The sequence below is a fragment of the Streptomyces tamarix genome (genome assembly GCF_032423885.1).
In the GTDB taxonomy this organism is placed as follows: domain Bacteria; phylum Actinomycetota; class Actinomycetes; order Streptomycetales; family Streptomycetaceae; genus Streptomyces; species Streptomyces tamarix.
Window position 1 is genome coordinate 64328 of sequence record NZ_JAWCTQ010000024.1, and the last position, 12322, is coordinate 76649.

The following is a 12322-nucleotide window of genomic DNA, read 5'->3' on the forward strand; positions in this document are numbered from 1 at the left end:
GACCGGACAGCGGGAATCCATCCCGGCTCTCCGACGCACCATTTTCGTGAATGCGCGACACCCACCGGACATTCTCCGCCCCAAGTACCTCCGGGGAATGTCCGCGGGGGCCGGGAGCACAGCCCCGCAAGGGAACCGCCAGCCGTACGCCGGGAACGCACGCGTCCGCGGCGTACGTGCGACCACGTTGGGAGCAAGCGATGAGAAACAGACTGGCCACCGCGGCGGGAGCGCTGCTGGCCATGGCGGCCTCGGTGTTCACCGCCCCCTCCGCCGCCCAGGCGGCCGACGCCGGGGCGACTGCGGCACCGGGCTTCCAGGTCAGCGACGGCCGACTGCTGGACGCGAACGGCAACGACTTCGTCATGCGCGGCGTCAACCACGCCCACACCTGGTACACGGCCACGACGCCGAAGGCCCTGAAGGACGTCAAGGCGCTCGGCGCCAACACGGTCCGCGTCGTCCTCGCCACGGGCGACCGCTGGACGAAGAACGACACCGCCGACGTGGCGGCCGTCGTCGCCCAGTGCAAGGAGAACCGGCTCGTCTGCGTCCTGGAGGCGCACGACACGACCGGGTACGGCGAGCAGGCCGGCGCGGTGTCGCTGGACCGCGCCGTGGACTACTGGGTCAGTGTGCAGAGCGCCCTCAAGGGCCAGGAGAAGTACGTCGTCCTGAACATCGGGAACGAGCCGCACGGCAATTCCGGATACACGGCGTGGACCTCGGACACGTCCGCCGCGATCAACCGGCTCCGCACCGCCGGATTCACCCACACCCTGATGGTGGACGGCCCGAACTGGGGCCAGGACTGGTCCTTCACCATGCGGGACAACGCCCAGCGGGTGTTCTCCGCCGACCCGGCGCGGAACACGGTGTTCTCCATCCACATGTACGGCGTGTTCGACACGGCGGCCGAGGTGCGGGACTACCTGAACCGGTTTGTCTCCGCCCGACTGCCGATCGTCGTCGGCGAGTTCGGCCACGACCACTCCGACGGCAACCCCGACGAGAACGCGATCATGGCCACCACCGAGGAGCTCGGCCTCGGCTACCTGGGGTGGTCGTGGAGCGGCAACGGCGGCGGCGTCGAGTACCTCGACATGGCCGTCGGCTTCGACCCCTCCCGCCTCTCCTCGTGGGGCGAGCGGATCTTCAACGGCGCGAACGGCATCAAGGCGACCTCCCGCGAGGCGAGCGTCTACGCCGGTGGCGGCGGTGGCGACACCAAGGCCCCCACCGCGCCGGGCACCCCGACCGCGTCGGACGTCCGTTCCACCAGCGTGACGCTCGGCTGGGCGGCCTCCACCGACGACACTGCGGTCACCGCGTACGACGTGGTGCGCCTCGACGGCACCGCGGAGACCCGCGTCGCGACGGCCGCCGTGAACAGCGCGACCGTCACCGGCCTGACGCCGTCCACCGCGTACTCCTTCGCCGTCTACGCCCGCGACGCCGCCGGCAACCGCTCCGCGCGCTCCGCCCCGGTCGCCGTCACCACGGCGCCGGCGCAGTCCACGGGCGCCTGCGCGGTCACGTACCGGATGAACGAGTGGAGCGGCGGCTTCAACGCCGACGTGACCATCCGCAACACCGGGACGACGGCCGTCAAGGGCTGGCAGCTCGACTTCGCCTTCCCCGGCTCCCAGACGGTGCACTCCGCCTGGAACGCCAAGGTCGTCCAGCAGGGCGCCCAGGTCCGGGCCACCCCCGAGTCGTGGACCGAGACCATCCCGGCGGGCGGCTCGGTGAGCTTCGGCATCAACGCCTCGTTCACCGGTACGAACGGCGTGCCGGCCGCCTTCACCCTCAACGGCGCCCCCTGCGCCAAGGGCTGACCCGGCGCCGCGGAAGCCGGGTACGACCAAGGGCCGCGCCCCCTCCGGGGCGCGGCCCTCCGCCGTGTCAGGCCGGCCGGCCGTGCGACGCGGGCGCCGGCGCGGTGGAGCCGCGCGGAGTCAGCGTCGGCGTCGGCACCTGGTGCGGGCCGGTGTGCGTGCCCTCGATCACCTCGAACAGGACGCGCGCCACCTCCGCGCCGAAGCGGTGCACGTCGTGGCTCATCGCGGACAGCGTCGGATGCGTGATCCGGCAGAGCTGCGAGTCGTCCCACGCCAGCAGCGACAGGTCGTCCGGTACGACCAGCCCCATCTCCGCGGCGACGCCCGCGCCCGCGACGGCCATGATGTCGTTGTCGTACACGATCGCCGTGGGCCGGTCCGCGGCGAGCAGCAGGGACCGGGTGGCCCGGGCGCCCTCCTTCTCGTCGAAGCCCGTCGCGATCTGCCGGCCCTCCTCCAGTCCCAGCCCGCGCACCGTGGACCGGAACGCCTCCGCGCGGATCGCGCTGTGGCCGAGCTCCGCCGGACCGCCGACGCGGGCGATCCGGCGGTGCCCGAGGGCCGCCAGGTAGCGGACGGCCTCGCCGACCGCCGTGGCGTCGTCCGTCCACACGGCGGGGAAGGAGCCCGTCAGGGACGGGTGGCCGACGGCGACGGCGGGCAGCCCGATGGCCTGGAGCGACGGGACGCGGGGGTCGTTCTGCCGGAAGTCGACGAGGACGGCCCCGGCGATCATGCGACCGCGCCACCAGTTCCGGTAGAGCGCGATCTCCTCGTCGACGTCGCGGACCAGCCGCAGCAGCAGGGAACAGGAGCGGTCCGCGAGGACGCTCTCGATGCCGGAGATGAAGTCCATGTAGAACGGCTCTATGCCCAGCAGCCGGGCCGGCCTGCACAGCGCCAGCCCGACGATGTCGACCCGCTGGCTGGAGAGGCTGCGCGCGGTCGCGCTCGGTGCCCAGCCCAGCTCGCGGGCGACCGCGAAGATCCGCTCGCGGGTGGCGTCGGACACGCCCGGCTTGTGGTTGAACGCGAGCGACACGGCGCCCTTGGACACCCCGGCCCTGGCCGCGACGTCCTTGATGGTGACGCGCTCCGGCGGGCCGCTCACATCACGTCCACGCAGAACAGGGCGGAGCGGACGTCCGTGACCTCCGGGGCGCCGCAGCCGGAGACCCGGATGCGGGTCTGCTCGCCGGGCAGCAGGGTCTGCGGGCCGCGGTCGGCGGTCGCCGTCGTGCCGAGCCGGTCGGCCTGGAGCAGGAGGTCTCGGACAAGAGTGTGCGCGCTCACCACGACGTCGACTCTATCCTCCTGGCCCGGCACCGGCTCCACCGCGACGTCGAACCGGGGCCGCAGGTAGGCGAAGTCCTTGTCGGGGACCGGGAAGTGCACGGCGCGCAGCCCGTCGGCGTCGGCGACGAGGAACTCCTTCGCGGACCCCGCGGCGGGCGCGGCATCGGCGGGCACGGGCAGGCGGACGACGGAGCGCGGTTCCACGGCCACGTCGACGGTGGTGCGGTGGAGGGCGGTGCCGTCCGCCGCCAGGCGGCGCAGCGTCACCGCGGCGCGCCAGGGCTCGGCGGACTGGTTGACCACGGCGAGGGTCGGCCCCTCGGCGTCGGGCAGCAGGGTGAGGAGCCGGTCGGCGTAGACGCGGCGCAGCTCGTGGTAGAGCGGCTTCAGGTGGCCGTCCCCGTCGATCGCGGCCCAGGAGCTGACGGGCCAGCAGTCGTTGAGCTGCCAGACGACGGTGCCGGCGCAGACGGGCCAGTGGGCCCGCCAGTGCTCGATGCCGGCGGCGACGGCGCGGGCCTGGACGATCTGGGTGAGGTAGTGCCAGCGGTCGAAGTCGTCCTCGGGGAGCGGGAAGTGGCGGGCGACGCCCCGGTTCAGCTTGCCGTTGCCGTCCTCGGCCTTCTGGTGGTGCAGCATGCCGGGCGAGTCGGGCGCGAGCCGCTCGCCGGGCAGGGCGCGCCGCAGGGTGGCCAGGGCGGGCGGCGCCTGCCAGCCGAACTCGGCGACGAACCGGGGCACGCTCGCCCGGTACTCGGCGTAGTCCTGGCGGTTCCACACCTCCCACGAGTGGTGGGTGCCGTGGGCCGGGTCGTTGGGGTGGTGGTCCCAGGAGCCGGACCAGGGGCTGCCGGCGGCGTAGGGGCGGGTGGGGTCCAGTTCGGCGACGATCCGGGGCAGCAGGCCCAGGTAGTAGCCCTCGCCCCAGGAGTCGCCGGCCAGGGCGGGCTCCCACTCCCAGTCGCGGAAGCCCCACAGGTTCTCGTTGTTGCCGTTCCACAGGACCAGGCTGGGGTGCGGCATGAGCCGGACGACGTTGTCCCGCGCCTCGGCGTCGACCTCGCCGCGCAGCGGCTGCTCCTCGGGGTAGGCGGAGCAGGCGAAGAGGAAGTCCTGCCAGACCATCAGGCCCAGCTCGTCGCAGGCGTCGTAGAAGGCGTCGTCCTCGTAGATGCCGCCGCCCCACACCCGTACGAGGTCGATGTTGGCCTCGGCGGCCTGGGTGAGGCGGGTGCGGTACCGCTCGGGGGTGATGCGGGAGGGCAGGACGTCGTCGGGGATCCAGTTGACGCCGCGGGCGAAGACGCGGACGCCGTTGACGACGAAGGTGAAACCGGTGCCGTGCTCGTCGGCGGAGCGGTCCAGCTCGACGGTGCGGAAGCCGATCCGGCGCTGCCACGCGTCGAGCGGGCCGTCGTCGTCGGCGAGGGTGACCTCCAGGTCGTACAGGGGCTGCTCGCCGTAGCCGCGGGGCCACCACAGGCGCGCGTCGGGCACCTCCAGCCGCAGGACGGCGCCGTCGCCGGTGGCGACGGCCTCCGCCTCCGCCGCCTCCGTCTCCGTCTCCGTCTCCGCGCCGGTGCCGGTGACGCGGGCGCGGACGGTCAGCGGGCGGCCCTCGCCCCGCGCGGTGCGCTCCAGGTCCAGCCGGACCTCGACGCGGCCGGTGCCGCCGTCGACCGTGACGAGGGGGCGGACGTCGGCGATGCGGGCGGTCGACCAGTGCTCCAGCCGGACGGGGCGCCAGATGCCGGCGGTGACCACGGTCGGCCCCCAGTCCCAGCCGAAGCTGCAGGCCATCTTGCGGATGTACTGCGACGGCTCGGGGTAGACGTTGGGCCGCTCCCCCGTCACGGCGCGGACGGCGGCCGCCTCGTCGTAGGCGGAGGCGAAGCGGACCTGGAGCTCGCCGGTGCGTCCGGTGACGTCGAAGCGGTAGCGGCGGTGCATGTTGCGGGTGGTGCCGACCGGTTCGCCGTCGAGGGTGATGTGCGCGGCGGTGTCGAGGCCGTCGAAGACCAGGTCGGTGCGCTCGTGGGCGCTGTCGTGGGCGAGCCGCGTGGTGTAGGTCCACTCCTGCCGGCCGACCCAGGCGACCTCCTTCTCGTTGAGGCCGATGAACGGGTCGGGGATGACCCCGGCGGCCAGCAGGTCGGTGTGGACGCAACCGGGTACGCGGGCGTCGAGGAGCGCGTCGCCGTGGCGCAGGCTCCAGCCCTCGGTGAGCTGCGTGATGTCCTTCATGGTGCGGCTCCAATCGCCTGACTCAGGCCGGGTCGGATGTACGACGGCGGACAACCTAACCTGCCGATCACCCTCTGTCCATAAACCGGTCTAGCTCCCGACAACCAGGGCGGGGCCCGGCCGCTGCACGGCCGAGACCTGCTCGGACACCGGGTCGAGAGTAACGATTAGGCATCACGCTGGAAACCGGAGCTTTACCGGTTCACATCCGACTGACATAGTGCCGACATCCCACCGGCAGAGTTGAGCCGCAATCCTGAAGGAGCTGGGCACATGGGGAAGAAGAAGACGCTCACGGGGGCGCTTCTCGCCACCGCGATGCTGACCGTCGCGGGGTGCAGTGGCGGGGGCGCCCCCTCCGGGGAGACGGCTGCCGCGCCGTCCTCCCCGGGTGACGTCTCCGGCGAGATCAAGGTCCTCACGCACCGTACGGACCTCGTCCAGAACGGGACGATGGACAAGTACGCCGCCGAGTTCAACAAGACCTACCCCAAGGTGAAGGTGTCCTTCGAGGCGCTCACCGACTACGAGGGCGAGGTCAAGATCCGGATGAACACCGAGGACTACGGTGACGTCCTCATGATCCCGGCCGCCGTCGCCAAGAACGACTACCCGAAGTTCTTCGCCCCCCTGGGCACCCGTGAGGAGCTCGGCTCGAAGTACCGCTTCAGCGACAAGACCGAGGTCGGCGGCAAGGTCTACGGCATCGCCCAGTTCGGCACCGCCAACGGCTTCGTCTACAACAAGGCCGTCTGGAAGAAGGCCGGCATCACCGACTGGCCGACCACCCCGCAGGAGTTCCTCGCCGACCTCCAGGCGATCAAGGCGAAGACGGACTCCGTCCCGTACTACACGAACTTCAAGGACAACTGGCCGATGACGGCCTGGAGCAACAACATCGGCTCGGTCACCTGCGACGCCAAGGCCAACGACAAGCTGGCCGGCCCGGTCTCCCCCTGGAAGGAGGGCAGCGAGCTGCACGTCATCGACTCGCTGCTGCACGACATCGTGAAGGGCGGCCTGTCGGAGAAGGACCCCAACACGACCAACTGGGAAGCCTCCAAGGGCATGATCGCCAAGGGGAAGATCGCCACCATGCACCTGGGCTCCTGGGCGATCACGCAGATGCAGGACGCGGCGAAGAAGGCCGGCGCCGACCCCGCCGAGATCGGCTTCATGCCGTTCCCCGTCCAGAAGGACGGCGTGTTCTGCGCGACGGCCGCCTCGGACTACCAGCAGGCCGTCAACGCCCACTCGGAGCACAAGTCCGCGGCGCGCGCCTGGATCGACTGGTTCACCGAGAAGTCGGGCTACTCGGCGAAGGAGGGCGCCATCTCCGCGGTGAAGGCCGCCGCCATGCCGGACACCCTCAAGGACTTTGGTGACAACGATGTCAAGGTGGTGGAGCGCTCGGAGGCGGAGACCGGGAAGGTGAACGCCATCGACAACGCCGCCGAGATCGGGCTGGCCAAGCCCGACTACCGGCAGAAGCTGGTCGACATCGCCCGCGGCGCGCAGAAGGGCAACCTCCAGGAGTTCTTCGCCGACCTCGACAAGCGGTGGAACGAGGCCGCGAAGACCGCCGGCTCCTGACACCGGCGGACCGGGCCCCGGCCGCACGACACCGGCCGGGGCCCTTCCGCCCGCAGACGCGGACACGAAAGGCCGACATGACCGAAACAACCGACACCGCCCCCGGGCGCGCCGCCACGACCGGGCGGTCCGCTCCGGAGAAGACCCGTACGGCGGGCCGGCGGGCCCGCCGCGGCGGCGCGCCCGAGGCCCCCCGGCAGCGCTCCTGGCGCGACAGCCCGCTGCGGCGGGTCACGCCGTGGCTCTTCCTGGTGCTGCCGCTCGCGCTGCTGATCACGTTCACCTACGTCCCCGTGGCGAACATGGTCTACTACGGCTTCACCGACTGGGACGGGGTCAGCCCGGACCGGAACTTCACGGGCTTCGACAACTACGTACAGATCTTCACCCGCCCCGAGCTCTTCCGCGTCTTCTTCGTCAGCGGCTACTACCTCGCGGCGTCCTTCTTCCAGATCGCCGTCGCGCTCTACTTCGCCACCGTCCTCAGCTTCAACCTGCGGTTCCGCAACTTCTTCAAGGGGATCCTCTTCTTCCCCTACCTGATCAACGGCGTCGCGATCGGCTTCGTCTTCCTCTACTTCTTCCAGGACGGCGGCACCCTGGACTCCGTGCTGTCCTGGCTGGGCGTGACCACGGACCACTCGTGGCTCGGCGACCCCACCTCCGCCAACACCTCCCTCGCGGGGGTGTCGATCTGGCGCTACACCGGGCTGAACTTCGTCCTCTTCCTCGGTGCCATCCAGTCCATCCCCGGCGAGCTCTACGAGGCCGCCCAGTTGGACGGCGCGAGCAGGTGGCAGCAGTTCCGCCACATCATCGCCCCGAGCATCAAGCCCGTCCTCAGCCTCAGCGTCATCCTGGCGATCTCGGGCTCCCTGTCCGTGTTCGAGATCCCCTACATCATGACCGGCGGCGCGACCGGCACCTCGACCTTCGTCATCCAGACGGTCAAGCTCGCCTTCCAGTTCAACAAGACCGGCCTGGCCTCCGCCGCCGCCGTGGTACTGCTCGCGATCATCCTCCTGATCACGTGGATCCAGCGCCGGCTCGTGCCCGACGACAAGGTGGATCTCGTATGACCTCCGACCTCACCGCCGCACCGCCCGCCCGGCGCCGCCGTCCGCCCATCGGGACCGCGCTGACCTACCTGTCGCTGGTCGCCGCCTCGGTGGTGGTCCTGCTGCCGCTGGTCGTCGTGTTCCTGATGTCCCTCAAGACGTCGGAGGAGGCCACGGAGGGGGGCGCGCTCTCCCTGCCGGGGAACTGGCTGAACTTCGACAACTACGTCACGGCCTTCACCGACGGCAACATGCTGTCCGCCTTCGGCAACACGGCCTTCATCCTGTTCTTCTCCATCGGCGGGACCGTCCTCATCGGCTCGATGACCGCCTACGCGATCGACCGCTTCGACTTCCGGGCGAAGAAGACCGTCATGGCGCTGTTCCTCGTGGCCACCCTGGTACCGGGTGTCACCACGCAGGTCGCGACCTTCCAGGTGATCAACAGCTTCGGCCTCGTGGACACGCGCTGGGCGCCGATCCTGCTCTACATGGGCACGGACATCGTGTCGATCTACATCTTCCTGCAGTTCATCCGTGGCATCCCGACCTCGCTGGACGAGGCGGCCCGGCTGGACGGCGCGAACGCCTTCACGATCTACCGGAAGATCATCTTCCCGCTGCTGAAGCCGGCGATCGCCACCGTCGTCATCATCAAGGGGATCACGACCTACAACGACTTCTACATCCCCTTCCTCTACATGCACTCCGAGGACCTCGGCACCATCTCCACCGCCCTGTTCCGCTTCAAGGGTCCCTTCGGCGCCCACTGGGAGGCCATCTCGGCGGGGGCGATCCTCGTCATCGTGCCGACGCTCGTCGTCTTCCTGCTGCTCCAGCGGTGGATCTACAACGGCTTCGCGCAGGGGGCCACGAAGTAGACGAGGAGGACGCGGTGGACGGAGGAGGACGCGCCGACCGGCCCTCGCGCCGGTCCCCCGCCCGCCGGTCCACCGCCTCCCGCCACCCGCCTCCCGCGCCACCAGGCGCGGGGGGCTCCGCGCGTGCCGGACGCGCGTACCGCCCCGGCCCCGGCACCGCGCCGTCGTCGCGGGCGCGGGGTTCCGGACCCCGAGAGAAGGAATCAGCCCCATGCACACGCCGGAGACCCCGCTGGACCACCGCTACCGGGGAGAGCATCCGCTGCGCACCCTGCTCTACCTCTTCGGCCCCGCCCGTGCGCGGCTCGCCGGCGCGGTGGCCGTCTTCTTCGGCAAGCACGCTCCCGTGTGGCTGCTCCCGCCCGTGACGGCGAACGTCATCGACGTCGTCGTCGAGCACCGGCCGCTGGCCGAGCTGTGGTGGAACTGCGCGGTGATGTTCGCGGTCCTGGCCCTGAACCCGCCGCTGCACCTGCTGTACGTGCACTGGATGCACGGTTCGATCCGCCGTGTCGGGCGCGATCTGCGGTCGGCGCTCGTGCACCGCATGCAGCAGCTCTCCATCGGCTACCACAGCCGCACCAACTCCTCGGTGCTCCACACCAAGGTCGTCAGGGACGTCGAGACCCTGGAGACCGGACTCCAGCAGACCGCCGACAACGGGCTCACCGCCGTCGCGACGCTGGCGGGCGGACTCGGCGTGATCACCGTGATCACCCCCGCCTTCCTGCCGGTCTTCCTCGTCCTGGTGCCGGTCTCGGTCCTCCTCGTCGGGATGCTGCGCGCCCGGCTCGGTGAGCGCAACGCCTCGTACCGCCGCTCGGTCGAACGCATGTCGTCCAGCGTCAGCGACATGACCACGCTCATCCCGATCACCCGCGCCCACGGCCTCGAACGCACCGCCCTGGGGCGCGTCGGCCGGGACCTGGACACCGTGCTCCACGAGGGTTCCCGTCTCGACCTGCTCAACGCGCGCTTCGGGTCCCTGTCCTGGGTGGTCTTCAACGCCCTCGGCACGGGCTGCCTGGTGGGCACCGCGCTCGTCGCCTACCACGGCTGGCTGGACGTCACCCCGGGCGAGATCGTCATGCTGAGCGCCTACTTCTCGACCCTCACCGGTTCGGTGACGGCGCTGCTGACGCTGGCGCCCGTCGTCGGCAAGGCCGTCGAGTCGGTGCGGTCCGTCGGGGAGGTCCTCCAGGACCCCGACCTCGAACACAACGACGGCAAGGTCCGGGTGACCGCCGTGGAGGGCGCCTTCCGCTTCGAGGACGTCAGCCTGACCTACGACGGCGAGAGCCGGCCGGCGCTGAGCGGCATCCGGCTCGACGTCCCCGTCGGCCGGACCGTCGCGATCGTCGGCGGCTCCGGTGCGGGGAAGTCCACGCTGCTCAACCTCGTCCTCGGGTTCCACCGTCCGACGGGCGGGCGCCTCCTCCTCGACGGCCGCGACATGAGCGAGCTGGACCTGCGCGACTACCGCAGGTTCGTCTCGGTCGTCCCCCAGGAGTCCGTCCTCTTCGAAGGGAGCGTCCGCGACAACGTCACCTACGGCCTGCCGGACGTCGACGAGGAGACCGTCCGCCGCGCGCTGGCGGACGCGAACGCCGCCGAGTTCGTCGACGGGCTCCCCGAGGGGCTCGACACGGTCGTCGGCGAGCGCGGCACCCGGCTGTCGGGCGGCCAGCGCCAGCGGCTGGCCATCGCGCGGGCCCTCGTACGGGACCCCCGCGTCCTCGTCCTCGACGAGGCGACCTCCGCCCTGGACTCCCGCTCCGAGGCGCTCGTCCAGGAGGCCCTGGCCCGCCTGGTCGCGGGCCGGACGGTCTTCGTCGTGGCGCACAGGCTCTCGACCGTCAGGAACGCCGACCGCATCGTCGTGATGGACCGGGGCCGCGTCCAGGAGACCGGCACCCACGCGGAGCTGCTCGCGCGCGGCGGGGCCTACGCCCGGCTCCAGGCGACGCAACTGGCCTGATCGCGCCCGGGCGGTACGGGAACCCGCCCGGCTCAGGGCCGGGGAAGCGGCATGCTCATGTAGAGCGCCTGCTCGCCCTCGGAGGCGGTCCCGTCGTACAGGGCGGTGTCGAGCCCGCAGAGGGAGAACCCCATCCGCCGGTAGGCGTGGACGGCCGGGGCGTTGACGTTGCTGACCTCCAGCCACAGGTGCCCGGCCCCGCACTCCCGCGCGAACTCCACGGCGCACCCCATCAGCCCGCGCCCCACCCCGCGTCCCCGGTGCGCGGGGGCGACCTCGATGTCCTCGACGACGAGCCGCCGGTTCCACGCGGAGTGGGAGACGGCGGCGAACCCGGCGATCCCGCCGTCCCCGGCGACGGCGACGAAGACCCGCCGCCCGCCACCGCCGTCGCCGCCGTCACCACCGCCGTCGCCGCCGCCACCGTCGGCCCCCTCCGTCCCGGCGTCGGGGAAGACCTTGGTCAGGGGCGGGTCCACGGCCACCTCCCGCACGAAGAACCCGTCCTCGCGCACGGCGACCTCGAACACGGTGGCGGTGGCGAAGGACCCGTCGACCGCCTCGACGGCGGCGGCGTCCCCGGGGCGGGCGGTACGGAAGGTGTAGGGGTCCGCGGAGTCCATGCGGTCGACGCTACGACGGCCCCGCCTCCCGGCCGCCGTCTTTCAGCCGGCGGTCCAGTGGTAGGTCACGTCGGGCTCGTTCTCCTCGTTGCGGCTGCCGTCGTCGAACGCGCCTGCGGTGAAGCCGTGGCGCTCGTAGAACGCGCGGGCGTCCGCGTTGCGCTGGAAGACGTGGAGCGACAGCCGCTCGGGGGAGGCTTCCCTGACGGCCTCCAGGAGGGCCGACCCGATGCCCCGGCGCCGCACGTCGGGCCGCAGGTACAGGTGGTCGAGGACGGTCCCGTCGAGGGCGGCGAAGCCGACGACCTCCGCCGGGTCGCCCGACTCGGCCACCCAGACGGCGCTGCCGGGCAGGACCACGGCGTCGATCCAGGCGCGCGTCTCCTCGTCGCTGTGGAGCCTCGGCAGGTACGGCATGGCCGCCGCCCGCGAGGCGAGGAAGACGGCGGTGATCGCCTCGCCGTCGGCGGGCGTGGCCTCGCGGACGCGCGGGGTCGCGGCGCTGCCGGGGTGGAGCGGCATGGGGACTCTTCTCCGTCGTGGGCGTACTGGACCGAAAACCGCCGGCCCGGGGGCCCGCACCGACCGGTCGCGCACCGGCGCGGGCGGCGGACGCCCCGTGGGGCCGCTTCCGGACACCGCCGTCCCGGGTCGCGCGGCGGCACCGGCCCGCCGGGCCCCCGCCCCGTGCGGGGACGGGGTCCGGTACGGCACTCGGCGCCGTGCCGAGGAGCCGACGCCCGCCGCGCACGACCGCGCGACCGCGAGCGGCGCCACCCTGGACAACCTCCTGGCCGATGCCAAAAAC

General features: G+C 71.7%; 9 protein-coding genes. 5 read left to right on the forward strand and 4 right to left on the reverse strand.

The genetic code is table 11. The annotated features are described in order from the left end of the window. The first annotated feature begins 200 nt into the window (after positions 1-200). Complete coding sequence (locus RND61_RS19470; protein WP_315879281.1) at positions 201-1838, forward strand: cellulase family glycosylhydrolase; 1638 nt, start codon at positions 201-203, stop codon at positions 1836-1838. 67 nt (positions 1839-1905) lie between these two features. Here RND61_RS19470 and RND61_RS19475 read toward each other — a convergent pair whose 3' ends face one another. Then, a complete protein-coding gene (locus RND61_RS19475) occupies positions 1906-2952 on the reverse strand; it encodes a LacI family DNA-binding transcriptional regulator (RefSeq protein ID WP_315879282.1) in 1047 nt (348 codons plus the stop codon). Continuing rightward, the gene (locus tag RND61_RS19480) at positions 2949-5381 is read right to left on the reverse strand and encodes a glycoside hydrolase family 2 protein (protein WP_315879283.1); all 2433 of its coding nucleotides are present in this window, start codon (positions 5379-5381) and stop codon (positions 2949-2951) included. The genes RND61_RS19475 and RND61_RS19480 overlap by 4 nt, the downstream gene beginning before the upstream one ends. 273 nt (positions 5382-5654) lie before the next feature. Between RND61_RS19480 and RND61_RS19485 the strand changes: the two genes are divergently transcribed. The 4 genes from RND61_RS19485 to RND61_RS19500 all read left to right on the forward strand — a co-directional run bounded on the left by RND61_RS19485 (position 5655) and on the right by RND61_RS19500 (position 10891). Continuing rightward, the gene (locus tag RND61_RS19485) at positions 5655-6974 is read left to right on the forward strand and encodes an ABC transporter substrate-binding protein (protein ID WP_315879284.1); all 1320 of its coding nucleotides are present in this window, start codon (positions 5655-5657) and stop codon (positions 6972-6974) included. Between the two features lie 77 nt (positions 6975-7051). Continuing rightward, positions 7052-8053, forward strand: coding sequence for a carbohydrate ABC transporter permease (locus RND61_RS19490; RefSeq protein ID WP_315879285.1), 1002 nt, complete (start codon positions 7052-7054; stop codon positions 8051-8053). Then, positions 8050-8913, forward strand: a complete 864-nt coding sequence (locus RND61_RS19495) for a carbohydrate ABC transporter permease (protein ID WP_315879286.1) — start codon at positions 8050-8052, stop codon at positions 8911-8913. Before RND61_RS19490 ends, RND61_RS19495 begins: the two co-directional genes overlap by 4 nt. 211 nt (positions 8914-9124) lie before the next feature. Continuing rightward, the gene (locus tag RND61_RS19500) at positions 9125-10891 is read left to right on the forward strand and encodes an ABC transporter ATP-binding protein (RefSeq protein WP_315879287.1); all 1767 of its coding nucleotides are present in this window, start codon (positions 9125-9127) and stop codon (positions 10889-10891) included. A 32-nt stretch (positions 10892-10923) separates the two neighbouring features. On the opposite strand, the gene RND61_RS19505 is transcribed toward RND61_RS19500, so the two are convergent. Both RND61_RS19505 and RND61_RS19510 read right to left on the reverse strand, forming a co-directional pair. Then, the gene (locus RND61_RS19505; RefSeq protein WP_315879288.1) at positions 10924-11514 is read right to left on the reverse strand and encodes a GNAT family N-acetyltransferase; all 591 of its coding nucleotides are present in this window, start codon (positions 11512-11514) and stop codon (positions 10924-10926) included. A 42-nt stretch (positions 11515-11556) separates the two neighbouring features. Next, positions 11557-12036 carry a GNAT family N-acetyltransferase gene (locus tag RND61_RS19510; RefSeq protein ID WP_315879289.1) on the reverse strand — a complete coding sequence of 160 codons (480 nt, stop codon included), beginning with the start codon at positions 12034-12036 and terminating at the stop codon, positions 11557-11559. Positions 12037-12322 lie beyond the last annotated feature (286 nt).